Origin of the sequence: Thermococcus sp. 2319x1 (assembly GCF_001484685.1) — an archaeon.
Lineage (GTDB): Archaea > Methanobacteriota_B > Thermococci > Thermococcales > Thermococcaceae > Thermococcus_A.
Map to the genome: position 1 here is coordinate 422,357 of NZ_CP012200.1, position 23,858 is coordinate 446,214.

21 protein-coding genes and 1 pseudogene are annotated in these 23,858 nt (G+C 47.4%); 15 read left to right on the forward strand and 7 right to left on the reverse strand.

Going from position 1 to position 23,858, the window contains the following annotated elements; translation table 11 throughout:
* Window positions 1–21 precede the first annotated feature (21 nt).
* Window positions 22–633 carry an asparagine synthase-related protein gene (locus ADU37_RS02335; protein ID WP_058946105.1) on the forward strand — a complete coding sequence of 204 codons (612 nt, stop codon included), beginning with the start codon at window positions 22–24 and terminating at the stop codon, window positions 631–633.
* Here the strand turns inward: ADU37_RS02335 and ADU37_RS02340 are convergent.
* Complete coding sequence (locus tag ADU37_RS02340; RefSeq protein ID WP_058946106.1) at window positions 624–2,345, reverse strand: glutamate--tRNA ligase; 1,722 nt, start codon at window positions 2,343–2,345, stop codon at window positions 624–626. The two genes, ADU37_RS02335 and ADU37_RS02340, sit on opposite strands and share 10 nt — an antisense overlap.
* A 255-nt stretch (window positions 2,346–2,600) precedes the next feature.
* Between ADU37_RS02340 and ADU37_RS02345 the strand changes: the two genes are divergently transcribed.
* The 7 genes from ADU37_RS02345 to ADU37_RS02375 all read left to right on the forward strand — a co-directional run bounded on the left by ADU37_RS02345 (window position 2,601) and on the right by ADU37_RS02375 (window position 7,007).
* The gene (locus tag ADU37_RS02345; RefSeq protein WP_058946107.1) at window positions 2,601–2,984 is read left to right on the forward strand and encodes a hypothetical protein; all 384 of its coding nucleotides are present in this window, start codon (window positions 2,601–2,603) and stop codon (window positions 2,982–2,984) included.
* Between the two features lie 35 nt (window positions 2,985–3,019).
* Complete coding sequence (locus ADU37_RS02350; protein WP_058946108.1) at window positions 3,020–3,397, forward strand: hypothetical protein; 378 nt, start codon at window positions 3,020–3,022, stop codon at window positions 3,395–3,397.
* A gap of 83 nt (window positions 3,398–3,480) precedes the next feature.
* Window positions 3,481–3,879 carry a hypothetical protein gene (locus tag ADU37_RS02355; RefSeq protein ID WP_058946109.1) on the forward strand — a complete coding sequence of 133 codons (399 nt, stop codon included), beginning with the start codon at window positions 3,481–3,483 and terminating at the stop codon, window positions 3,877–3,879.
* 12 nt (window positions 3,880–3,891) lie between these two features.
* A complete protein-coding gene (locus ADU37_RS02360; protein ID WP_058946110.1) occupies window positions 3,892–4,578 on the forward strand; it encodes a hypothetical protein in 687 nt (228 codons plus the stop codon).
* Window positions 4,579–4,663: 85 nt separating this feature from the next.
* On the forward strand, window positions 4,664–5,185 hold the full coding sequence (gene ndk / locus ADU37_RS02365; RefSeq protein ID WP_175059057.1) for a nucleoside-diphosphate kinase: 522 nt from the start codon (window positions 4,664–4,666) through the stop codon (window positions 5,183–5,185).
* Between the two features lie 54 nt (window positions 5,186–5,239).
* Window positions 5,240–6,499, forward strand: a complete 1,260-nt coding sequence (locus tag ADU37_RS02370) for a C69 family dipeptidase (protein WP_058946111.1) — start codon at window positions 5,240–5,242, stop codon at window positions 6,497–6,499.
* 40 nt (window positions 6,500–6,539) lie between these two features.
* Window positions 6,540–7,007, forward strand: a complete 468-nt coding sequence (locus ADU37_RS02375) for a COG2426 family protein (protein ID WP_058946112.1) — start codon at window positions 6,540–6,542, stop codon at window positions 7,005–7,007.
* Window positions 7,008–7,029: 22 nt separating this feature from the next.
* On the opposite strand, the gene ADU37_RS02380 is transcribed toward ADU37_RS02375, so the two are convergent.
* From ADU37_RS02380 to ADU37_RS02390, 3 genes are all read right to left on the reverse strand, one after another.
* A complete protein-coding gene (locus ADU37_RS02380; protein WP_058946113.1) occupies window positions 7,030–8,355 on the reverse strand; it encodes a TldD/PmbA family protein in 1,326 nt (441 codons plus the stop codon).
* 5 nt (window positions 8,356–8,360) lie between these two features.
* Window positions 8,361–9,779 (reverse strand): TldD/PmbA family protein, encoded by a 1,419-nt coding sequence (locus ADU37_RS02385; protein ID WP_058946114.1) that lies wholly within the window; start codon window positions 9,777–9,779, stop codon window positions 8,361–8,363.
* A 132-nt stretch (window positions 9,780–9,911) separates the two neighbouring features.
* Window positions 9,912–12,044, reverse strand: coding sequence for a DUF4350 domain-containing protein (locus tag ADU37_RS02390; protein ID WP_058946115.1), 2,133 nt, complete (start codon window positions 12,042–12,044; stop codon window positions 9,912–9,914).
* 118 nt (window positions 12,045–12,162) lie between these two features.
* On the opposite strand from ADU37_RS02390, the gene ADU37_RS02395 reads away from it, so the two are divergent.
* Window positions 12,163–12,678 carry a cob(I)yrinic acid a,c-diamide adenosyltransferase gene (locus ADU37_RS02395; protein WP_058946116.1) on the forward strand — a complete coding sequence of 172 codons (516 nt, stop codon included), beginning with the start codon at window positions 12,163–12,165 and terminating at the stop codon, window positions 12,676–12,678.
* A 5-nt stretch (window positions 12,679–12,683) separates the two neighbouring features.
* Window positions 12,684–13,370, forward strand: a complete 687-nt coding sequence (locus ADU37_RS02400) for an aspartate/glutamate racemase family protein (RefSeq protein WP_058946117.1) — start codon at window positions 12,684–12,686, stop codon at window positions 13,368–13,370.
* Here ADU37_RS02400 and ADU37_RS02405 read toward each other — a convergent pair.
* Window positions 13,365–14,251, reverse strand: a pseudogene (locus tag ADU37_RS02405) (magnesium and cobalt transport protein CorA). The gene ADU37_RS02400 and the pseudogene ADU37_RS02405 sit on opposite strands and share 6 nt — an antisense overlap.
* 128 nt (window positions 14,252–14,379) lie before the next feature.
* On the opposite strand from ADU37_RS02405, the gene ADU37_RS02410 reads away from it, so the two are divergent.
* A complete protein-coding gene (locus ADU37_RS02410; RefSeq protein WP_058946118.1) occupies window positions 14,380–14,625 on the forward strand; it encodes a hypothetical protein in 246 nt (81 codons plus the stop codon).
* A gap of 194 nt (window positions 14,626–14,819) precedes the next feature.
* Entirely contained in the window at window positions 14,820–15,224 is a 405-nt protein-coding gene (locus ADU37_RS02415; RefSeq protein WP_058946119.1) for a tyrosine-type recombinase/integrase, read from the forward strand.
* 327 nt (window positions 15,225–15,551) lie between these two features.
* Here ADU37_RS02415 and ADU37_RS02420 read toward each other — a convergent pair whose 3' ends face one another.
* Together ADU37_RS02420 and ADU37_RS02425 are read right to left on the reverse strand one after the other, a co-directional pair.
* Window positions 15,552–15,959, reverse strand: a complete 408-nt coding sequence (locus tag ADU37_RS02420; RefSeq protein ID WP_058946120.1) for a hypothetical protein — start codon at window positions 15,957–15,959, stop codon at window positions 15,552–15,554.
* 108 nt (window positions 15,960–16,067) lie between these two features.
* On the reverse strand, window positions 16,068–16,520 hold the full coding sequence (locus tag ADU37_RS02425) for a DUF365 domain-containing protein (protein ID WP_058946121.1): 453 nt from the start codon (window positions 16,518–16,520) through the stop codon (window positions 16,068–16,070).
* A 168-nt stretch (window positions 16,521–16,688) separates the two neighbouring features.
* Here ADU37_RS02425 and ADU37_RS02430 point away from each other — a divergent pair, with 168 nt between their 5' ends.
* The 3 genes from ADU37_RS02430 to ADU37_RS02440 all read left to right on the forward strand — a co-directional run bounded on the left by ADU37_RS02430 (window position 16,689) and on the right by ADU37_RS02440 (window position 23,857).
* Window positions 16,689–17,186, forward strand: coding sequence for a hypothetical protein (locus ADU37_RS02430; RefSeq protein WP_058946122.1), 498 nt, complete (start codon window positions 16,689–16,691; stop codon window positions 17,184–17,186).
* A gap of 228 nt (window positions 17,187–17,414) precedes the next feature.
* Window positions 17,415–20,474: a DUF1156 domain-containing protein gene (locus tag ADU37_RS02435; RefSeq protein ID WP_058946123.1), complete on the forward strand. Its 3,060-nt coding sequence runs from the start codon at window positions 17,415–17,417 to the stop codon at window positions 20,472–20,474.
* On the forward strand, window positions 20,471–23,857 hold the full coding sequence (locus ADU37_RS02440; protein WP_058946124.1) for an ATP-binding protein: 3,387 nt from the start codon (window positions 20,471–20,473) through the stop codon (window positions 23,855–23,857). The genes ADU37_RS02435 and ADU37_RS02440 overlap by 4 nt, the downstream gene beginning before the upstream one ends.
* Window position 23,858 lies beyond the last annotated feature (1 nt).

Genomic DNA, 23,858 nt, shown 5'->3' on the forward strand with positions numbered 1-23,858 from the left:
TTTTAACTGCCGGTGAGCCCCATGGAGGTTTATCACCTCTACAGCGGAGGGAAAGATTCTTCGCTTGCGGCTTATATTTTGAGAAAGATTGGATACGAGGTAAAACTCATTACCGTTAACTTTGGAATCCTCGACAGCTGGAAATATGCAAAAGAGACTGCCAAAGCCCTTGGATTTCCCCATGAGGTAATCTTCCTTGACAGGGGAATTCTTGAGGAAGCGGCTGAGATGTGTATAAGGGACTCTCATCCCAGCAATGCAATTCAGTTTATCCACGAAAAAGCTCTGGAGGAGGTTGCAAAGCTTAGGCATGTGGAGAGAATAAGCGACGGAACAAGAAGAGATGACAGAGTGCCCTTCCTTGATCAGAGAAAAACGAGAAGTCTTGAGGATAGGTTTAACGTTCAGTACATAAGACCCCTTCTCGGTTTGGGCTATAAGACGATAAGGGAACTTACGGAGAAGCTTTTCGTGGTGGAGCTTAAAGAGAGCGAAAAGCTTGAGAAATCCGACTATGAAGTAGAGCTGAGATATCTTTTAAGGGAAAGAGGTGTGGATCCTCTCACGATTTTTCCGAAAAGGCATCTGCAGTCGAGGGTATTGGGGTGGAAAAAAGAAGGGGGTCACTTGTGAGCAAATATCGCTATCACTTTATCTCCCTCAACTTTGTCCACCCTTACGAAACCAAAGCGTTCAAACTGCACGATATCGTCAACCTTTAAGTTAGCATCCCTCTCAAGTAGCCCCTTCCTAACAATAAGTTCATCTCCCTCCGGGACGAGAACTTCACACGGCTTGCCCTCGGGAACCCAGTGGATCATCCTCCATCTGTGCTCTCTGGCTTTCTCATATTCAGCGCTGTCAAACTCCGCTATGATTTTTTCTTCGCTTGCCTTAACTATTCTGACGTTGAATAAGTCCTTGAGCCTAACGTATTCGTTGCTCTTCAAGAGCTCAAGGTCGTCCTTTGAGACGTAGATGGGCTTTCCGGGGGTGAACTTGAGTCTCCTAACCCCTCTCTCGGGATAATCTGGATGGAGTGGTATCTCTGCGGTAAACTCTTCTTCATAACCTCTAATCTCCATTGGGATCGGGTCGGCAACGAAGAAGTATCTGTTCGCTATTGGCTCTATTATTTTTCTGTTTATTGCAGCTAGGTTGTCCCAGCTTATTGTGGTGTCGCTCTTCTTGAGCCCGACCTCGATTATAAGCTCCCTTATGGCTTCCGGCTGAATACCCCTTCTTCTAAGTGCTCTGATTGTTCCAAGCCTTGGGTCGTCCCATCCGAGATATTTGCCCTCTTCAATACCTTTTCTTGTCTTGGACTTGCTTAGAATTACCCCTTCGATGGAGAGCCTTCCGTGATGAACTGTTTCCGGGTATTCCCATCCAAAGTATTGGTAGATGTATCTCTGCCTTGTCTCGTTTTCGGCATGCTCCTGCCCTCTGAAAATGTGTGTAACACCGAGCTCGTGGTCATCTATAGCGGAGGCGAAGTTGTAGAGAGGCCATACGCGGTATTTGTTTCCGGTTCTTGGGTGATTGGGATTATCGATTATCCTAAGGGCAGGCCAGTCTCTAACTGCGGGGTTTGGGTGATTTAGATCGGTTTTAATTCTAACAACAGCCTCTCCCTCTTTGTACTCTCCGCTGAGCATCTTTTTCCACTCCCTTAGCTGAACTTCTGGGGGAAGTTCCCTGTGGGGACAGGCTTTTCCCTCGTCTCTGAGTTTTCTGAAGTGTTCTGGATCGCAGGTGCAGACGTAAGCCTTTCCCATCTCAAGGAGCTTCTCTGCATAGGAATAATAAACCTCCAACCTGTCGCTTGCGTGGTGGATTTCATCTATCTGGAAGCCGAGCCATTTTAGATCTTCAATAATCCATTCGTAGAATATGGGCTCGGGTCTTTTAACCTTCGGATCGGTGTCATCAAACCTTAGAATAAACTTTCCATCATAAAGCCTCGCATATTCATGGCTTAAGATAGCTGCCCTCGCGTTTCCAAGGTGAAAGGCTCCGTCGGGATTCGGTGCAAACCTCGTAACTACTTTTCCCTTTTCTGCCTTTGGAAGTGGTGGGAGACCTTTCTTTTCTTCTTTTTTCTCCTCCTTCCCCTCAAAGAACTCCGGGTAAATCTCTCTGAGTTTTCCCTCCTGCTCCTCCTTGCTCATGGAGTTAACTTCTTGAACAACCTCATTTACAAGGGGAATTATTTCCCTCGCCCTTGGCCTCAGCTCCGGGTTCTCGCCGAGTATTTTCCCTATGACAGCCTTTGGATTTGCCTTTCCATCGTGTTGAATCGCATTGATGAGTGCGTATTTGAGTATCGTCTCCCTTAGCTCCATTTTCTTCACCAGAGAAAAAAGGTGGAGATGAGTTATAAACCTTGTGCGGGATATTATAGTTTGTTTGGTATGATTTGTCTTGGAACAATTCTTATTCGTTCCAGTACTTTTTGATAGGTGTTAAGTCAAATTTATTTCATCAAGTGTAAAATATTCTTTGTTAAATCATATTTACATATATCGACTACTTAGAACAGGGGCGTGTTTATAGTAACTTTTATTTAGGGTTTTTGCTGAATTTTTTCTGGTGATCACATGATCCCCAGATGGGATCACAGACTCAAAGACCCCGAAAGCGTAGCATTTACAATTCTTGACGTCCTGGCAGACCTAGAATCAGAAGGAAAACTGAAAAACCTACCAAAATCCAAAAAATTCCCAGTAAAAACAATAATAGCAGTACTCCTCTTCAAACAATACTACAACCTACCCCTCAGAGACGCCCAACACTACGGCAGAAAACTCTTCGCAGCAAACATCCACTACTCAACCCTCCACAACTGGGAGAAAAAACTGGACTTAGAAGAACTAACAAACCACCTCCTGAAAAAACTCCAACAACTACCCTACACCAGCACCCAAGCAGACTCAACAATCATCACAAATAAAAAAAGACAAAAATCAAAGTCCAGGCAATAACAAGAATCCTGCCAGGCTTACTGTACCCAGTCGCCGTGAAAATCACAACTTCTGAAAACGAGCTGATTGAACTCCTGCCAGAAGGTTCCGGGAAGTTCTACGCTGACGGGGCTTATGATTCGAAAAAAGTACTGAACACTGTGGTGGAGAAGGGTTATCTGCCGATTGTCAAAAAGACTAAGAATCCTCCGGATGGCTTTGGCAGTAAGAAGAGGGATGAAGTGTTTTCTGAGAAGGAGTACAGGCACAGGAATCCGCATGAAGGGTTCTGGGGTGCTTTTACAACCTGGTTTGGCGGTAGGATTCGTTGTTTTCTGAGAGAAACTACTGTAACGAGGATTCTGCTTGGTGTGATGTGTTATGCGCTGAAAATCCTCCTCAGAGTCAAGTACTATTTAAGTAACGGGAGGTGAAACTAAACACGCCCCTTAGAACAGTAAAATTTATATAGTTCCATGGCATTAAAGAATAATGAAACCCACATTGGGGGGGGCAAATGCAAAAAAGCAAAGTATTGGTTGTCTTTATTTTGGTGGGTGTAATAGCAGAGGCACTGTTAGTCTCTGCTCAAAGCTGGGATGTAGTTCTGTGGGATAGCCCGGGTCCCTACTTTAGAGATGTGAAAGATGTAGGAACATGCAGCTTTGTTCTCAGTGGGACTATAACCTCATATGAGAACGCATATATTAGTGGACAAGGATGTTACAATATCTATATCTGGCCGTTGGGAATACTAACTTTTACCCAAGGTTCCGCTGCAATAGAAAATGTGGCAGGATATTATAGAGGTTTTTACTTCTATTCTCCAGGCTTCAGTAGATCTTATTCATATCCCTATCCGGCAGATGTAGAAGCAGAAATGTGGGCGGGATGGCACTATGAAAAAACTTATTAGGGGGTGAGAATTGTGAAAAAGCTTGTTGTAGTTTTAGCTAGTGTTCTTTTAGTGTTTTCAACCTTTGCTCTCGCATATGGGAATGGAAGAGCTCCAACTGAAAACATGGTGGCACAAGGAATAAAAGCACTTCAACGATACTCCTACGTACAAACTGTTGAATTCGACAACTATCAACTTGTTCCTGATGAGAATGGGGAGATTAGGGAAGTCTTTCTGTATCATGGGAAACTTATCGAGAAGGGACATGTTGACTTAACTACTATGAGCATTGAATATACTCAAGAATTCTATGTAAATGGCACACTTTTGAGCAAGGGATACATCAAGATAGAGAATGGAAAAGTTATCGCTGGATACAAAGAAGAAAATGGAAACAAAGTCGTTTTAACAAAAGAAAATGCAGTTCAACTAACGGGATATGATCTTAAGGTACTTCCTAATGAACTGCTAAAGTTCGAACCTCTCAAAGTTGTAAGAAATCCTCAGAGAGTGGTTCCTAAACAAACAACAATCTCTGCAGTGGATAGAGTGCTAATAGGGCTTGGTGTTAAAGATGGGGAATTTGAATACGAGATAACTACTGCAAACGGACAAATATGGCTTGTTCAAGTTAATGGAAAAGGGATTCCAGTAAGATTGGAAAACATTCCAAAAGATGAGAGACATCCAAAAGTTGTCATCACAATTGGAGCATGAAATTGTTTATTTTGGTATTTTATTTTTTTCTTTTGGTTCGCAAACCTTTTTAATTCTTTCACTGTTATTCTTTTCGGTGTTGTCAATGAACAAGACGGAAAGGACTCTTGTGATTATAAAGCCTGATGCCGTTGTTAGGGGTCTTATAGGCGAAATTATAAGCAGATTCGAGAAGAGGGGTCTTAAAATCATTGGAATGAAGATGATCCACATTGATAGAGAATTAGCGGAGAAGCACTATGAGGAGCACAGAGGAAAGCCCTTCTTCGAGCCTTTGATAGACTATATCACCAAAGCGCCAAGTGTAGTAATGGTTCTCGAAGGCAGACATGCCATAAGCGTCGTTAGGAAAATGTGCGGTGCAACTGACCCCAAAGATGCAGAGCCGGGAACCATAAGGGGCGACTATGGTCTTGATGTTGGAGACGCTATTTATAACGTGGTTCATGCCTCAGACAGCGAGGAAACCGCAAAAAGGGAAATAGCACTCTACTTTAAAGAGGACGAGCTCTTTGAGTACTGCAAGGCTGCTGAGTGGTTTTATCACTCCCACTGGGACAAGGAGAAAGGGGGATACTTGGACTCAACTAACTGCTTGAAGCTTTGATGCTTTTCCAAATTGTTAAAAAACCTCCACCTCTAATTTTTTTAGGTGCCCAACATGTGTGACATTCTCGTTGCAACTCCCAAAGCCACTGAAGAAAAAGTTATGCTTTTTGCGAAAAACAGCGACAGGGATCCAAATGAAGCTCAGATTCTGGAGGTTATTCCAAGGCAAAAACATGAGGAAGAGACCGTTAAACTGACCTACGTTGAATTTTCCCAGGTTAAAGAGACCTATGCGGTAATTCTCTCCCGCCCTTGGTGGGTTTGGGGAGCTGAGATGGGAGTTAACGAATTTGGTCTAGCTATAGGCAATACTGCCGTTTTCACCAGGGAGAAGATTCCAGATAAAGGCATCTTGGGAATGGACATAGTAAGATTGGCCCTTGAAAGAACGAAAACCTCCAAAGAGGCTCTTCACTTTATGGTTGAGGTAATCGAGAGCTATGGGCAGGGAGGAAATGGTAGCTACGAGCACAAACTGCTCTACAGCAACTCATTCATAATTGCAGACCCAAAAGAGGCATGGGTCTTAGAAACTGCCGGTAAACACTGGGCTGCAAAGAAAATTGAGGGCGTATACTCAATCTCAAATGCACTCACAATAGACGATGATTGGGATTTAGCCTCAGAAAGCGTTGAGAACCTTGCCAGAAAATCAAACTTCAGCTTTGCCAAGCATTTCTCCGATAGATTCTACACCCATTTTGCCCATGGAAGGGAGAGAAGGGCTTTCACATATCGGAAACTCAAAGAAAGAGAAGGCGAAATAACTCTCGAGTACATGATGGAAATCCTGAGGTCTCACAGATTTGAGCCGTATTCTCCAGAAAAAGGCTCCATGAGGGATATCTGCATGCACTACGGTGGTTTAACGAGGCCCTCTCAAACAGCCTCATCCCAAATATCAGAGCTTGGGAAGGATGTACACTGGTTTACGGGGACTTCGCTTCCATGTTTGAGCATCTTCAAGCCGATATCTTTTGAAGGCGGGATTCCAGAGTCAGAGACACCTACGAACCGCTATAACCCCAAAAACTACTGGTGGAGAATTGAAAAGTTCCACAGGCTGTTCCAGACCAACCATCAAAAGTACATTGGAAGATTCTCAGAGGAGAGAGATGAGCTGCAGATGGAGATAATAAGAAGGGCGAGGGAAGTTAAAGAGAACGAAAGCCCTGCAGAACTCACAAAGTGGGCTTTTGAAAGAGAAAAAGAGCTTGTAGAAAAATGGGAGAAGAAGATTGTTGAAGGCAAGTATTCTCTGGTGTATGGTATGAGGTGGAAGAAGGAGAACCAAAAGGCTGGCTTGAGATAAGTTTTTTAACTTCTCTCCATTTACGTTTTTGGTGTCAAAAGTGAACGGTCTGCTTGAGGTGTTTTTACTCTCACTCCTTCCAACATTTGAGGGAAGATATGCCATAGTTTATGGTATCGGTAGGGGTTACTCTCTCCCCGGCACTTTGATAATGGCATCGCTTGGGGTGCTGCTCCTCTCCTTAACTTTGCCCCTTATCTTACCTCTGATAGACTGGGTTATGCTTAAACTTGGAGATACCCCTTTAGGGAAGTTTGCGGAGCTCTATTTGAAATATGTGGAGAGAGTTCGAAGAAAAGCACACCCATATGTGGAAAAGTGGGGGTTTTTAGGCCTTATAGTCTTTGTTGCCATACCTCTTCCGGGAACTGGCGTATGGACCGGAAGCTTAGCGGCTTACATATTTGGGATGGAAAAAAGAAAAACAATACCCGCGCTGATAGTTGGAGGGCTTTTAAGCATTTTGATGACCCTCATACCAAGCTTGGGTCTGGTAAAAATAATTTAAAAAGAAATTCGCCAGAGAAGGATCACTTAGTAGCCTTCGTTATTCCCACATTCTTTACGAGAACGTAGGGAGTGAACACTGGAGTGTTAACTTCCCACCAATGGATGTGGTAGAGGTCTTTTCCTAATGCTGCAATGCTCTCCAGTATGTGCTGGAAGTTATCGCTTACCCTTATGTTTCTTATGGGCTTTACTATTTCGCCGTTTTCAATTAAAAACGCTCCATCCCTTGGAATTGTTGAGAAATCCCCGGTAACATAGTTTTGGAACCTTGTGTACCACACGTTGGTTATGTAGATTCCCCTCTTCACCTCGCTGAAGAGCTCCTCCTTTGAATAATCCCCCGGCTCTACATAGACGTTCCAAGCTTCGGGCATCAATAGACCAGCATTTGCGGTGGTTTCCCTCTTGTATTTCCTTGCAAAGCTTGTGTTGAGGAGGTAAGTGTTCAGAGTTCCGTTCTCGATGATTGTGGTTTCCCTTGTAGGAACACCCTCATCGTCAAATTTCCTTGTGCCATAGGCGTTTGGCATGTTTCCAACGTCCTTAATTGTTACGTTCTCATTTGCCACCTTCTGTCCGAGTTTGCCCACCAAAAAGCTGAACCCGGCCTCTACGGCAAAAGCTGAAGCCATGAAGCTCATGTAGCTCATCAGGTTGGCAAATGCCAGCGGATCGAATATTACATCAAAAGTCCCGGCTTCGCCTTGAACCGGATTAACGGCCATCTTTGCTATCTCTCCGGCTTTTCTCCCCGCACTCTCTGGATCAAACTTTTTAAGAACCCTCACCGAATTGGTCCCATGCCCGCTCTCTTCATCGCCTATAAATGCCCTTATGCTTATCTCTATTCCCGTTCCCTCGTCAAAGGCTTCAACACCGTTGCTTGTAGTTAGGTAGAGCTTGTTGTGATCTGTGTAAAGGACACCTGCAGTTCTTTTTGCCCCTTCTTCAAGTGCAGCATTTATTGCCCTCTCAACGTATTCATCTGGCTCATCAAGCTCAACTATTGCCCTATCAAAGGTCTCTGGAATATCCTTGTACTCAAAAGGCCCCTCGGCTATTCCGTAGTAGTCCTCCTTGGGAGCGAGGTTTTTAACGCTCTTCATCAGCATCTGGAGGGTTTTTTCTATTGTGCCCTCATCCAGAGCTGTTAAAGTTGTGGAGGCCAATCTCTTCTGGTACTCAACGAAAAGGTTTACCTTTTGCGTGTGCCAGTTCTTTGCAACCGTTATTTCGTTGTTAGCAAACCTCACCTGTCTTCTGTTTTGCTCGTAAGCCAATACAACGACATCGCCAAAGCCGAGCTCTTTCGCCTTTTTTAGGATTAATTCGTTAATCTCAAACATCTCTTTCACCTCCTCAAAATAACTTCCCTAAGCCTCGCATGTGCTCCCCCCATCCATACTGGCACTCCCTGTCCGGGTTCACCTTTTCCACACGTGCCAGGGTAGAATTCCACTTCCTTTCCAACGGCATCGACGCTGCTCCACAGCCCTCTGGTGGTTATCTCAAGAATTGGTCTCCTCACAGGGTGCTTTATTTCACCATTCTCGATTAGATAAGCCTCTCTGCCTATATACCTCTGCTGGAATCTTCTATCGTCGATGTTCCACTCATTAAAGCTCACCATGTAGACGCCGAGCTTGACGTCCTCAATAAGCTCCTCGAAGGAATAATCACCCGGGGCAAGGTAGGTGTTTGCCATTCTCACTATTGGCTCGCGGTCGTAGTTTATAGCTCTGGCTGCTGCGTTTGATTTCATTCCAAGATAAGCAGCATATTCCCTGTTCATGAGAAACTCGTTTATTATGCCTTCTCTAATTAGGTACCTTGGCCTCGCCTTGACACCTTCGTCATCGTATAGGTAGAAACCCCAGCTGTTTGGAATCGTGGGGTCTTCTATAACCGTCACAGCTTCGCTTCCAATTCTCTCTCCCAGCATTTCGGGCTTCACAAAGCTCTCTCCAGCCTGAGCAGCTTCTCTTCCCATTATTCTGTCAAGCTCATAGGGGTGCCCAACGCTCTCGTGAACTGCTATGCCAGCAACTTCTGGGCTTATAACAACGTCAACTTTTCCCTCCGGCGGCTTTTGTCCTTCTTTTATCAGCTTTTGGAGGGCTTTGACATCCTTAACAGCCCACTCCCATGGCTTGTCCTTCTCAATAAGCTCAAGCCCGCCTGAAAATGCCCTCTGAACGAAGGGAGCCTGCTCCATCTGTCCTTCCTCAAAGACAACAAGGTTGTATGTTATGGAAACCCTCGGGATAAGGCTCTCAACGAGTGCCCCCTCGTTGTTCATGAAAACCTTGTGCCACATGAGGTCGCCATACCTCAAAAAGCGCATTGGTACGTTTACGCCAGTCTCTTTTACCCTTTCCTCGATGAGCTTGAGGTACTCCATCTTTTCTTCAGCACTAACGTCTCGGAAGTCCTTCTTCATCTTCACTTCGTAGAAAACCTGGTGGAAGTCTTCCTCACTGAACTGTATGGGCTTATTTCTTAGCTTTGCCGCAGCTTTCGCAAGCTTCACAGCTCTTTTAACAGCCTCTTCCACGCTTTCCTTTGTTAAGACGTTTGTAGAAGCAAATCCCATCCCGCCGTTCACAAGAACCCTGATGCCTATGCCCCTATCGGCCAATATTCCAAGCCCTTCCGGGTTGCCGTTTTTCATGACTATCTCCGTTCCGTTCTTTTCCTCAAACCTTGCTTCCGCATAACCTGCACCCAGCTCCTGGGCCTTTTCAACGGCAAATTCAACAAGCTCATGCATGCATATCACCTCTGGTTAATGCATATAAAAGTGCTCTCTTGAAGTATAAAATCGTTTCGTTTCGATAAATGTAGAAATGATGTTCCCACCATTCATCAATTCATGACAAAAATGAGAAAAAAGGGAGATGGGTTAAATTTCGCCTGCTAGCCATAGTAATACTCCTTTCAAGAAGGGCCAGTTGCTGGCTATGTATCTTCCGTAATAGTCATCGCTTAGGGCTTTGCTTGATCCATAGGCTACCATTCTTCCCTTTCCAACTTCAACAGCTGCTGCCACAACTGGCTTCGAGCCCTTTTCTTTTACTACCTTCTCACTTCCATCTATCGCGTAGGCAGTTGGGTATCCCCTAATAACCCATACAGCGTTTCCGCTCACCTCTAGGGTATCTCCGTTGTAGTAGAGCTGTGAAGTCTCATTAAGGAATTTTGTAGCTGGGTGATCAAAGTTGAATTCACCAACTAATGGGAAGTACGGACGTCCTGTATTTTGGTCATCGTCCATAAGCTCATCTGGATTGAATTTAATTCCAAACTCCTCTGTAACCCTGTTGAGGCTCTTGTAATAAACGTATCTGTACCAGTCCCCGGTTATGAGCAATCCTCCACCCTCTTTTACCCACTCTTTGATTGCCTGGGCTTCTTCTTCGGTAATGTCTTCTCTCGGATTTGTTATAATAAGCACGTCATACTTTGAGAGAAGCTCCCTGTTAAGTTCTTCTTGATGGTTCACATCGACCAACCATCCGAGCTCTTCTTTTATTCTGTTTATCAGCCCGCTGAGTTTTTGATCATTATAATATTGGTCGTGGCTTGAATCGATGAGAACTCTGACTATTTTGACCGTTATTTGGGTTTGATTCATGGTTTGGTTTGAAGGCTGCGTGATGTTGCTTGGCCCCGGAGTTGTTTCATTTTCCGTTGGTAGGGTTTGGTTTGCCTGTTGGGCAATTAGCTCCCTGACTTCTTGGAGGGTTGCATTCAATATTGGCAGTATTTCTTTTATCTTTTCTTCGGTTTCCCTTGTAAGGAAGTATGCTTTCCTGATATGGGTCACTGGCGTTAGCGGGTATTCAGTCCAGTAAATTGACTTTAATTCAAGATACTTTGAATAGTGTTCTTCTATCTGTTTGACCTTTTCGTTTATTTCGTTAATTCTGTCTTCAATTGGCCCCAAATCTACGCCATAACCTCGTAGCTCTGTAAGGATTTCTGAATACTGGGCATATTGTTTTTCAAATATCGGTCTCAGCCCTCTCGTATACCTAAAATCGTAGAACTTCAAAAGATAGTTGATTACAATTCTGGGATGCTCAACAACCTCTATTGACAGGTATTTTGTATCATAGCCAACAATCTCTGCCTTAATCTCATAACTGCCGAGGTTTTGAGGTGTCCATTCGTATTGAACTGTTTCAGTTTCTCCGGCTTTGATTTCCAGAGTTTTATTGATTACAATTGTCCCCCCTATTGAAAGAACAGCTGTAACGTTCTCATCAAAGTTTCCTTCGTTTTTAATGTCCATTTCGATTAAAATGGAAGTGCCTTTATAAGCTACCATTGGTGCTGTGAGGGTAGTTATTTTTACTGAGGGGATATACTCTTTTATATCATCTGCACTTCTTGGCTCTATCTTGAAGTTTCCAAAAGAATAGTAAACTACCCCAATTATGTACTCAAATTTTTGTCCTTTTTGGGGAGTATACTTATATATGAGGTCATCTATCCTAACGGGACCGCTTCCGTCATTAACTTCCCATTCTCCGTATCCCAGATTCTCATTCGTGACTTCCACTTTCTCCACTTTTATTAGTACCCCTTCCCATTGCTCCTGAGAGACATTTCCCGTTGGAAGCACAACGGGTTCTGGAACTGGAGCGGTCCCTAGAACAGTCACGTAATTACCTTTATCTTTGTCTATAGAAAGCTCAGTGAGTCCGTGGTACTCCGTTACATTACCCTTGACTTCTACGTAACTTCCAATAGTTAGATCATTGGGCATTGGATAATTACGGAGATACACGTAGACACCGCTCCAAGGGCCAGTACCGTTCTGTATGAAGAACCCTTTGCTTCCCTGGACAGCCGTGACCACTCCCCTTGTAATCACAGTCTGTCCTTTGTAAGGTGAATCCCCACTTGGGTCGGTGGTATATTGAATGTCGTGTATTGGGACATAAGGGGCAGCGCTTACGAAGTTTAGTGGTATTGTTGGGGCTAAACTTAACAGCAAAATTGCTATCAAAAACAAGGCTCTCCTTTGCATAGCGTCACCCAATAGAAGAGGGCATCTAAGTATTATTAAGTTTTCTTCGATGAACAATAATATAATATCCCGCAACAAGATTTAATTGTGATGAACGCTAATATTAAGCGGTGATGCCATGTCGATAACAACAAAAACTGGAGATAAAGGAACAACGGGAATTTTCACTGGAGAGAGAATAGCTAAGTTCTCTCCGATAATAGAGGCCAACGGTACCATCGATGAGCTGAGCTCCTTTTTAGGGGAGGCAAAGCACTATCTCGATGAAGAATTTAAGGAAATCCTCGAGAAGATCCAGATTGAGCTCTATTCGCTCATGGCTGAAATTGCAAGCAAAGGAGAGTACAAAAAAGTTGGAGAAGAGGAAATAAGGTATTTGGAGGAACTCATTGAGAAGTTTGAGAGGGAAGTAAAGCTCGAAGGATTCGTTGTTCCGGGCTCAACAATAGCTAGCGCGAAGCTTGACGTCTGCAGAACAATTGCGAGAAGGGCCGAAAGGAGAGTTTCAAAAGTGGTTTTGGAATATGGAACTGCCAAGGACGTTCTGAGATATCTCAACCGCCTGAGCGATCTGCTCTTTATAATGGCCCGCTACATTGAGCTTAAAGAAGGGAAGATCAAGTACGTAAAGTGATTGACATGGAGAAGGTCATAGGGATTTTAGGCGGCATGGGCCCTCTTGCCACTGTGGATCTCTTTAAGAGAATAGTACTGAAAACTCCCGCAAAGAAAGATCAGGAGCATCCGAGAATAATTATCTACAACAACCCCAAGATTCCAGACAGAACTGCCTACATTCTCGGAAAAGGCGAAAATCCACTTCCAGAACTCATTGACAGCGCAAAAAAACTTGAGAAATGGGGGGCAGATTTTATAATCATGCCCTGCAATACCGCTCATTACTTTGCGGACGAGATTCAAAAGGCCATCAAAATACCGCTGATAAACATGATAGAGGAGACCGCATCCCACGTAGAGGCACTGGGCGTGAAAAGAGTCGGCATCCTTGCAACAACCGGAACAATAGTGAGCGGGATCTATCAAAAAGCCCTCGAAAAGAGAGGAATTGAAGCGCTCGTTCCCTCGGGGGAGGATCAGGAAAAGGTTATGAAAGCTATCTATGAAGGAGTAAAGGCCGGGGATATAGAACCCGGAAGGAAACTGCTTCTCGAGGTCGCAAAAAAACTTGAAAATGAAGTTGAAGCTATAATAGCCGGCTGTACGGAAGTAAGTGTGGCTCTAAAGCCGGAAGATCTAAGCGTCCCCCTTGTAGATCCCATGGATATACTGGCTGAGAAAGCCGTGAAGCTTGCCCTTGGTTTATAACCATCCTTTCTTTTTGAAGTAATAAAGCATTCCGAGAGCTATTATGAGCATAGCCAGAAGTGTGGCCGGATAGCCATAATACCAGTTGAGTTCGGGCATGTTGTAGGGAGAAACATGGGTGTTAGAGTTCATTCCGTATATACTAGTCCGTTGGCCATTTCTCTCTGGTTTTCTATTATATCAAGAACCTCCATCACATGGTTGTAGAGCTCCTCTAAGTACCCTTGTGTCTCTTCACTGAAGAGTTCTTTTCCTTCCAGTCTCAACCTCCTAAAAACCTCCAAAAGCGGGAATATCGTTCTCCTAACGAACAGGATTCTTCTCCTTATTCCATGTATTTTTCGGAGCACTTCTTTATTTCCATCCTTTAGAACTTTGGTCTCTATAACTTCCATTTGCGAGCTGATGTTCTCTAGAATTGGGACGTAGTTCTCAACTATAGCATCGAGGAGTGCAAAGAGCAGATAATCCGCACCTTTTTCCCTGAAAATTCCTTCTCCGTGTCGTATGCTTTCCCTGATTGTGTTGAACACGTCTCCCGGCCGTTCCTGCATTGTTATGATAAAGTTGTCTTTCAGAAAAACCGCAGTCCTTTCTTTTTTCAGGCCCCCTTTTAGCTCGTAGACTTGATGAAGAAGGACAAAAATGTGGTCTTTTAAAATGGAAACTCTTGCCCGGGTCTTTGCTCTGAGAATTGACTTAATGGCCACCTCATGAAACCCAAAGGTCTCTTTGAGTTCTTGGAGATAGCCAATACCGTCTATATTCACCCAAACTACCCTGTAGTCTTTGTATCTAAGGGCGTCTTCAACTCTTTTAATCCTCTTTTCCTCAAATTTGTCATCCGAGCATGCAAAGATAGTTATCTTTGGCTCATCCATGGTGAGCACCACAATGAAAGCCGCTAATTTGAATTCTACTTATAGTTTTCTCCCTTCTGATTTCCTCCACACCGTGAAGGGCGAGGCTTTCAAAAGAGAAAATAACGTTGAGAATTCGGGCTGATTTGGTGGAGTTTGCGAAGAATAACGGCATTAACATGCCTCAATTGCTTGAAGAAGCCCTTCTAAATATTTATCTTCAGAATAGTTCTTTTCTGGGGCCGGGGCCGGGATTTGAACCCGGGCTAGGGGATCCACAGCCTGAGAGAGCTTTATTCGTCAAAAGAAGGTCGGAAATGACAGAAAAATTTGGAGAACAAAACGTCGCCATGCCAACATTTGTACATAACGAGCGGACGACAACCAGTACATAATAACAAAAAGACACCTTGACATTCTTTTACTCGAACTAAAGGCCAACAACGTTGCAGGATACCATCTAAAGTTCGTGAACCGTGTGGTCCATAAATTCCTGGACAAAACAGCCCAACACGGTGATTAATGGTCGTTCACGGTTGAAAATCTGATTTCACACCTCCAGGAGCTTCAGAAGCAGTATTCGCCCTCGATGTACCGTAAGCACATCACGTATCTCAAAAAGCTCTTTAGAATCGCCAACATTCCGCTTGAGCACAACCTCAAGAGCCCGAGATACGTTGGAGTGGACATGACGGCCATCACCGTGCAGGACGTTCAAACCCTCCTAAAGATAATACACAGGGTTCAATTCGCGAAAAGGGAAGAAGTCTCACGAAGAATCGCCAACAAACTCGCCCTGGGCCTCTTAATAATGGCGACGAGCGGTCTTAGAGTGTATGAGCTCACTAAGTTGCCACTTTCATATATCGACTTGGACAAGAGACTTATCAGGGTGCCCCCAAGCGTCGCCAAGACGGGCCAGCCAAGGGTAACGTTTATAACAAAGGAAGTTCGGAGTCTGCTCAAGCAGCATCATAAACCACCCGCCCCATGATGAAGTTATATTTCCTTTAGGAGATTTGCTAAGAACATTCCGTCGTTGATTTCATTCTCAGCTAAAAACGCAATGTAAAACGAGCTGTCTCCCACCACAGACTCCCTTCGACTCATATTATCCACCTTGCACTCTTTGCTCTTTGGAGGAGGGCCGCCTTCATGTCTTCGGTTATTATGCCCTTCCTGACAAGGCGATTAACGATACTCTCGGCATTTTTCAAGACATCGCGAGATAACTCAGATTTAATCGAATACTCCTTGTTGGTCTCGTCAGTATAAAGCAGGAAAAGGAGTTCGTCCCACGAAAGCTTAGTGTAAAGCGGAACTATAAGCTCAACGGCGGAGAGAATGGCGAGAGCATCCTTGTCTTCCTAGGCTTTCTTTTCAACCCTTCAATAAGCTTTCCATAAACCCTTTTACCCTTATCTGTAATTACGAGGTATCCACCTTTGGCCTTCTCAGCTTTTGACTTGTTTCTCGGGGGACGGTATTCCCAGCAGTCCACAACGTAAAGGGGATTTTTTATCGCATCGTCCAGATCATCAGAGAACGGCCCTTTCAGATGGGGCACGAACTCCACAAGCCGTCTTACCTCCGGGTGGAACTTCCAGAGGAAAAAGAATATCTTCTGCAGGTGGAGAACGCTAATCTCGCCACCAGCCTTCCCCAGGATAAGCAAGATGAGGTATTCGATGGTTTTGAGATCATTCTCGTCGTGAAACTCCTGGGACATCCCTCCACCCGCACCAACGGCACATTAAGACAATCGCTCAATCTCTGATTTAAATTTTTTGAAAGTTACTGAAGCAATGCATCAGTGTCACAAGACCGTAAGCATGCTTCAGATTCCTGTCCTCTTCAAGATCTCCCTGTACTCGCCCTCTTTGATGTATCTTCCAGAGACCGCGATGAACCTCTTCGGCTTGACGATTTTCGGGTACTTCCGTATATTCTTCAGCTTCACTACCATCCACGGCCTTGGCCTTCTTCCCCTTGAGTGCCACTTTGCCCTGTCGCGCTCGTATTTCCTGAGCTCCTCGGGGGTGAGGAAGAGCTCTTCCCTGTATTTTTTAATAATCTCCTCAACGTTCGTGAAGTGCTCGACGCTCTCGACCTCCGCCTCGCCATGCCAGCCCTGATCCTCGTGGGAAGCGTAAAAGACCAGCTTCATGCCCGGTTTGAGCCTAAGCGTCGAGGGCTTGACGAAGACGGTCTTTCCCTCGTCGAGTATCCTTCCCAAAAGCGGTTTCGGAACTGGAAAGGTTGCACCGATGGCATCTTCACTCGTTGTCATCGTTTTTCACCGAAGGTACTTCACTCTTGATCCTTATTAGATTTACTGTCCAAATTAGTCGTAACGCTAAAAAGACGCGGGAGGAGATGAGTTGGGGTTTGCCACAGTGGGACAGGGGACCTCATAATCGCCATTGACAAAGAAGTTTCAGCCGTTGCGATAGTAAGTGTGTCGCACCAATACCTCGATAAAGTCACGGACGAGTTCTCTGAAATCAAACACATAAAAGAGATGGAGGACGACAGGGATAGATACCTGAAGGAATACTTTAAACCCCTTCTGGAAAAAGTCCGGGACAAGTATCCCATTGAGATCAGGAATTACCTCAAGGTCGACCATTACTTCTGGGAGGACCTTGAATATCTCTCCAAGTGGGGACTCGAACTCATCGTGGACGACGGCCTGTGGACGGCCGTAAAGGACAGGTTCGGGGGCACTCAAATATCACTTGTTAAGGAGGGTGAGATAAGAAAGCGCATTCGAGAGCTCAAGAAAAGATTCAGAGAAGCAAAGCGGAGGAAAGACACCTTAGAAGAAGATGAAATCATGAGAGAGCTAAAAATCGAGAGAAGAAGACGCATCTTAATAATGATCGCCGATAATTACCTCCACTTGAAAAATCGTGGTATTGGTCCCATACGTGGGCAGAAGAACAAAAAACATTAAAAGCGACAGAAACCGCCTGCTCCACCGCCCCTTCATACCCCATTCCGGGGTCGTGGCGGGGAACGGGCGAGAGATTCTCGTTAACGTTGCTGTCTCCACTCTTCCTTAGTGTGAATCCCCTAATAACGGTTTCGTCTGTGACCACATCTGGGGGCGTTATCCGATGTATCGCCCATCATCAAAAGGTATTTATCGCATGCCGTGTTAAACATCAAGGGTGTGAACAACATGGAGAGGAGATTCATCGAAAGCCCCCGGTTTCCAATCTGGGAGGTCAATGAAAAGAGCCTCAAAGAGAAGGGCCCGGCAAGGCCGCCGTACTGGGAGATGGTCTTTTACTGGACAAGAAAGCCCCTCATCGGAGCGAGGGCCGTTATCGCCGGTGCACTCCTGCCGGAGGAGATTGACGAGAACCGCTTTAAAACTCTCATAGGCTTAAATGAAAAGACTCCCCACCACCTCAACCCCAAGATTCCGGCCGAATGGGAGAAGTACTTCAGGGACAAGAGGCTCCTCGACCCCTTCGCAGGCTTTGGCTCAATACCGCTCGAAGGGCTTCGCCTTGGATTGGACGTTACGGCCGTCGAGCTGTTGCCCACAACTTACGTCTTCCTCAAGGCCGTTCTTGAGTATCCGAAGAAGTTCGGAAAGCCCCTCGTGAAGGACGTCGAGAGATGGGGCAACTGGATTACCGAGCAACTCAAAAACGACCCCGAAATCAGGGAGCTTTACGATGATGACGTTGCCGTTTACATCGGCACCTGGGAGGTGAAATGCCCCCACTGTGGCAGGTGGACTCCGGCGATTGGCAACTACTGGCTCGCAAGAGTCAAGGATTCTAGCGGCTACAATAGGCTGGCCTACATGGTGCCCGAAAGGAACGATGAGGAAGTCGAGATAAGGGTGGTTGACCTCAACGAGGTCTTCGGCGACGTCTCGAAGGCCAAGGTGGACACGAAGGCTGAGGAGATTGTCTTTGAAGGCGAGGAGTTCGTTGAGAGGGCCCAGAAAGCCGTCAGGGAAGGAAAGCTGAAGGAGAAGGACTTCAGGGTCGAGGGCGAGAGGGTGATATTCAAGGTTCCCCACGCTAACATCGAGGCAAGGAAGAGTCAGCTCACCTGTTTGGCGTGCGGCAACGTGATTAAGTACGCCGATGAGGAGGGTAGGCACTACACCGAGAGGAGGAAAGGCAACAACGAGTTCTACGTGAAGTTCGCCCTGAGGAAGTACCACGAGGGCAATGAGAGGTTTGCAAGGCAGAGGCTCCTCGTGAAGGTGAAAGTCAAGGACGGGGACTTAGTCTTCGAGCCCGCCAGCAGAGAGGACAACGAGAGGCTCTGGAGGGCGAAGGAGAAGGTCAAGGAGATGCTCGAGGGAAATGATCCAGACGTGCCGACTGAACAGATACCCCTTTATGACTCAAGAAATATCTGGGTCATTGCCTATGGTTTCCATAGATGGTTCCACCTTTTCAACCCCCGCCAGCTCCTCACGCTGGTTAAGATTGTGAGGCTCATCCGCGAGGTGGGAAAGAAGGTCGAGGAGGAGAAGCTCAAGGAAGGCTGGGACGAGGAGAGGGCCTTCGAGTACGCGGAGGTGGTGGCGACGTACTTGAGTATGGCGATGTTGAAGTATGCAAACTACAGCTCTGTGGTTACAGTATGGAATCCATCTTTAATTATGGGCCATACATTGTCAATGAGAGGTATTGCTATGACTTGGAATTATTTCGAGGTACCTCCGTATGCGAGGTGGACCGGCTCATGGAGACAAGGAATCGAGCACACAATTTCAAGATCTCTTAAGTATCTCACCACCGCCCTCGCTTCCTCTTCCCAGAAGACCCTCACTGACTTCACGAAGACGAATTCTGTAAAAGTTCTCCAGGGCGATGCGACCTCTCTCAACCTCGGCGAGAAGTTCGACGTGATTGTAACCGACCCGCCTTATGCCGACGATGTCCCGTACACCGAGCTGAGCGATTTTTACTACGTCTGGCTCAAGCGCGCTTTGAGCGACTCCGACGGGAGGAAGCTCGTCCCAAGATTCCACAGGAGCGCGTTCTTCAAGAAAATCGGCCCCAAGTGGGTTGAGATAAAGACGCAGTGGGAGGAGTTCGCTAAAAAAGAAGTCTCAACCAACCCCGGCCGCTTCATGGACGACGAGAACAAGAAGGAGAAAGCCGTCCAGCACTTCGAAAACCTCTTTAGCCAAGCATTCGTTGCGATGAGGGAGCACCTCAAGGACGACGGAATCATCGTTACCTACTACGCCCACACCGACCCGGAGAGCTGGGCGAACCTCATCGAGGCCGGCTGGAAGAGGGCGAAGCTCCAGATAACGAGGGCGATTCCAATCGGCACGGAATCAACGACGAGCATCGTGAGCAGGGGCAAGCTCAGCCTCGACACCTCGATTGTGGCGGTCTGGAGAAAAACCGATGGAGAGAGGAAGCAGGTTCAAATCTCCGTCCTCAGGAGTGAGATGGAGAGAAAAGCTAAGGACTCCGCCAGGGAGTTCATCAGGTACGGTTACGCCGGCCTCGACCTGCTCTACGGCGTTATGGCTGCTGTGCTTGAAGAGGTGACGAAGTACTCTGAAGTCCTCTCGCCCAGGGGCCCGCTCCCGACGAAGGAACTCCTCAACGATTACGTTTACCCTGCAACGATAAGGGGCATCATCGAGGCCATCGCGGAAATTGAGGAGGGGCAGACGATAACCTCGAACGAGGCGGTCTTTTACACCGCTTACAAGGTGCTTTTCGGCAACAAGACCCTCAAGCCCAACGACATAATCCTCCTAAACCTCGCGACCTTCACCGATTCCAGCGGTCTCATAAAGGCGGGAGTGTTAAAGGAGAAGGGCTCGGCCAGCAAGAAGGAGTTCACACTCTACAGCGTTGACCTCCTCGGAAAGAAGGCCCTCGATGCCAAGGAGCTCCAGAAGTTCCTTTACGAGAAGGGCATCAACCCGCTTGAGCCAGAGCCGAGGAACGCGATTGACGTCCTCCAGCTCCTTGAGTACCATGCATTACTTGGAAAATCCCGCCTTGAGGAGGCCAGCGAAAGGCTCAGGAGGAAGTGGAGCGCAGAGGTTGAGGAGGCCCTCGCGATTGCGAGGCTCGTGAGCGAGTATTACACCGCCGTTTACGGCCAGCTCCTGGCCCCGCTGGGTGGCAGGATAAAGGCCGATGAGCGTGATATTGAGAAGGAACTCGAAAAGGACGGCCACTTTGAGGTTCTCCTCATGAGGAGGCTCCTCAGGAGTATTGGGGGTGGAATATTATGAGGCTCGGTTCCTTTGAGGTCTGGGACGACGTGATGGATGAGGCCCTCGACAAGCAGGTGGCCCCGGAGCTTGGGGACGTTGTGAGCGGAAACGCCCCTGAGATATACACCGACTCAAGGGAGTTCTTCAGGAGGACTTACTTCACGGACTCGATGCTCGAAATCATCGGCAAGCTCGTCAAGACCCTCGAAGGTGGCGAGAGGCACAACATATTCCTCATTTACTCCCTCTTCGGCGGTGGTAAGACCCACACGCTCCTCACCCTTTACCATGCCTTCAAAGAGCCGGATGCGATGCTTGACCCTGAGGTTCTGGCCGGCCACGACCCTGAGAAGAGGGAGAAAATCAGAGGTCTGGCGGAGAGGATAAAGGCCCTTGGCGGTGTTAAAATCGTCCCAGTTTACGGCAAGGGCAGGCTCGGCCAGCCGAGCAAGCCCCTTGAGGTCGGGCCGTACAGGGTGAGAACCGTCTGGGGTTACATCGCCCACGCCCTCGGGAGGTATTACATCGTCGAGAGAGACGACGAGAATGCCACGGTTCCGGAGATTGACACCCTGAGGGAGCTCTTCAGGGGAGAGAGGGTTATTCTCCTCGTTGATGAGATCGTGGATTACTTCGACAACCTTTACAATTCCGGAAGTGAGGACGACAGGCGCTATGCCAAAAACGTGGACAACTTCTTTGACAGGCTTTCCACGGCCCTGCTCGGCTCCGGAAGCGCGATGGTCATGACGCTCCCGATGGAGAAGAAGGAGGGCATGTTCGAGGTCGAGAAGGAGTACAACAGGGAGGTCGTCATGGCCATCTGGGGCGCCGTCAGCAGGGTCGGCGGTTCCGAGCTTTACTCCCCGCTGAGGACTTCTGGAGCGGGCAACGAGCTCGTTGAGGTTCTCAAAAAGAGGATTTTCAAGGGAATTAACGACGAAGAGAGGGTTAAGACCCTGACCAGAATGCGCTCGGAGCTCAGCAACACCGACGTCTTCGGTCATGCGCACAACCTTGAGGACGAGCTCCGGAGGAGTTACCCGTTCCACCCGGAGTACGTGGACGTCCTCAGAACGATAATCGAGAGGACCGGCTTACAGAGAACGAGAGACATGCTCAGGATCACGAGAATCGTTGTGAGGGAGCTTGTCAAAAATTACCTTGAGACTGGCTTTGCTCCTTCGATGGTAATGCCCCACCACATCAACCTCAGGAACGAGAAGATAAGGGGCATGCTGTTCGGCAAGAGCGAGACCTTCATGGACTACGCTACCATCGTCGATACCGACCTTGAGGGGGACAAGTTCAAGGACTTCACCAACCCGGGACTCGCGGAGATAATTCTCAAGTACGTTTTCCTCAAAACGTATCCCTTCGACTCGCCCGTTCCCCTGCCCGGTTTCCCAACGGCCGATTCAATCGCGAGGGGCGTTTACGAGCCGAACGAGTTTGACGCCAACAGGTGGCTCCCAACGGACATTGGGGATACGGTTGAGGAGATAACCGCGAGCGTCCGCTTTGTTTATCTCAACAAGAAGGATAATGTCCTTTGGTTCTGGCGCGTTGCCAACGTGGCCCAGATGGTGGACAGCAAGGCCAAGGAGCTCCTCGAAATGAGGCCCGGTGAGGTGTGGAACAGGCTCGTCGAGTACGTGAACAGGATGGTCAGGGAGAGAAAGAGCCTCACCTCAACGAGAGGAAAGGGGGCGAAGATTGAGGACCACGTGACGTTCTTTAAGGAGCAGTACATCATCGTGGCGAAGGACCCGCAGGAATTCCACGACACTCCTGATTACAAGCTCCAGGTGCTCGTGAGGGACGACGTTGATGAGAGAACCCTGAGGAAGCTGATTTACGCTTATGGAACCGGTACGAGGACGTACAGGAACACGGTCGTCGTCTGTTATCCGGTCGAGGGGAGCTTTAAGCCTCTCCTTGAGACGACGGCGAGGATAATGGCGTGCGATGAGGTCACCAGGGACATCGAGGTCAAATACGGCAAGTTCGGCGAGGAAGTCGTCAAGATACAGATGAACATGGTGAAGGACATCAGGAGCAAGGCCCTCGAAGACCTTGAGGCCCAGATTGTGAACTCCTTCAGGCAGGTGGCCTATCCGGAGGATGACGGGGTCCGCGTCACCAAGGCCCCGTCCAGCTCAAAGTCGGTCGTTGAGAACGTGTACTCCGCCCTTCTCAGCAAGGGCAAAATCGTGGATGAGTTCGACTTTGACTGGCTCGTGGAGCTTCTCAGGGACGTCGGTGTGGAAGTTCTGAGGCCCGAAGGTTACAGGGTCTCGGAGCTCATTGCCATAATAAGGATGAACACCCGCCTGCCGATGATTGAGGACAGCCGCATTAGTGAGGCCATAAAGAACGCCGTTCTCGACTTGAGAATTGGCCTTGAACGTGATGGGGAAGTGTTCTTCAAGAAGGTTTACAATGAGGTTCCAAGCTCTGAAGAGGAGGGTAATCCACCCAGTGCCGTTAAGCCAATGGATCTAATCCTGCCGAGGGAAGTCGCCCTCCACAAACAGGTCTGCAATCTGCTGAAGAAGGAAAAGGATTTAATCGTGCCCAGAGGGGACAGGGATTTCCGGGTGAAGACCTGGTATGAGGTTTATTCGCCGTCATCGGACATTGGGATCCCGCTGAGGAGTCTTGTAACCGGCGAAGAAGACTGCAGGGTAAAGGACGAGTATCTCGACATGGTTCTTTGGGGGCACATTGTTGAGAAGAGGGAGGAGACCCCAATAACGGAGGGTGAGTTTGAGATTGAGGTTGAGATGCCTCAGGTGAAGGAAAAGCCAGGGAAGCCGGTTCAGCTCGAGGTAAGGGTCGTGCCCCTCGGAAGAGACTCTTTCACGGTGGAGCTCTCGGTGAACCATGGAGAGCTCGACTCTTACGAGGTTAAGCTTGAAGACGGAAAACCTGTTGAGGTTACTTGGACAATAATCATGCCAGAGACGAGGACAATCGCAACGATTGAAGGGCGGAGCCCCAAGAGAACGCATTACAGGGACGTGAGTTTAATTCCTGACCTCGGCACGGAAATCGTTGAAACTGACACCCTCAAAGAGGAGCACAAGGGCATGTTCCTGACTTCAATCCTCGACATTGAGGACGTTGATACGCTTGGCCTCATCCCCGAGAACGTTAAGGGCATCGTAAGCGGAAGCCTGAGGATTGACAGGCCGCTGTGGGAGGGCCGCTTTGAGGGCGTGGACAGGGAAGTGCTGGCTTATCTCCTCAGGGAGATGAAAGAGCTCTTCGAAGGAAAGGCAGTCCTTAAAGCAGACCTCAGCCTCTTAGAGGAAGTAATGATTGATGACCTCCTCTTCGAAAAGCTCAGGCCCCTCAATGGAAAGGTTCGGTTCAGGCTCAGGAAGGAGGAGGATTGAG

Coding starts and splice junctions, on each gene's coding strand:
- ndk (WP_175059057.1), top strand. CDS start 4,664: ATGAACAAGACGGAAAGGACTCTTGTGATTATAAAGCCTGATGCCGTT.
- ADU37_RS02435 (WP_058946123.1), top strand. CDS start 17,415: ATGGAGAGGAGATTCATCGAAAGCCCCCGGTTTCCAATCTGGGAGGTC.
- ADU37_RS02390 (WP_058946115.1), bottom strand. CDS start 12,044: ATGCAAAGGAGAGCCTTGTTTTTGATAGCAATTTTGCTGTTAAGTTTA.
- ADU37_RS02425 (WP_058946121.1), bottom strand. CDS start 16,520: ATGACAACGAGTGAAGATGCCATCGGTGCAACCTTTCCAGTTCCGAAA.
- ADU37_RS02420 (WP_058946120.1), bottom strand. CDS start 15,959: ATGTCCCAGGAGTTTCACGACGAGAATGATCTCAAAACCATCGAATAC.
- ADU37_RS02345 (WP_058946107.1), top strand. CDS start 2,601: ATGATCCCCAGATGGGATCACAGACTCAAAGACCCCGAAAGCGTAGCA.
- ADU37_RS02335 (WP_058946105.1), top strand. CDS start 22: ATGGAGGTTTATCACCTCTACAGCGGAGGGAAAGATTCTTCGCTTGCG.
- ADU37_RS02400 (WP_058946117.1), top strand. CDS start 12,684: ATGGAGAAGGTCATAGGGATTTTAGGCGGCATGGGCCCTCTTGCCACT.
- ADU37_RS02385 (WP_058946114.1), bottom strand. CDS start 9,779: ATGCATGAGCTTGTTGAATTTGCCGTTGAAAAGGCCCAGGAGCTGGGT.
- ADU37_RS02415 (WP_058946119.1), top strand. CDS start 14,820: ATGTACCGTAAGCACATCACGTATCTCAAAAAGCTCTTTAGAATCGCC.
- ADU37_RS02395 (WP_058946116.1), top strand. CDS start 12,163: ATGTCGATAACAACAAAAACTGGAGATAAAGGAACAACGGGAATTTTC.
- ADU37_RS02370 (WP_058946111.1), top strand. CDS start 5,240: ATGTGTGACATTCTCGTTGCAACTCCCAAAGCCACTGAAGAAAAAGTT.
- ADU37_RS02340 (WP_058946106.1), bottom strand. CDS start 2,345: ATGGAGCTAAGGGAGACGATACTCAAATACGCACTCATCAATGCGATT.
- ADU37_RS02355 (WP_058946109.1), top strand. CDS start 3,481: ATGCAAAAAAGCAAAGTATTGGTTGTCTTTATTTTGGTGGGTGTAATA.
- ADU37_RS02380 (WP_058946113.1), bottom strand. CDS start 8,355: ATGTTTGAGATTAACGAATTAATCCTAAAAAAGGCGAAAGAGCTCGGC.
- ADU37_RS02440 (WP_058946124.1), top strand. CDS start 20,471: ATGAGGCTCGGTTCCTTTGAGGTCTGGGACGACGTGATGGATGAGGCC.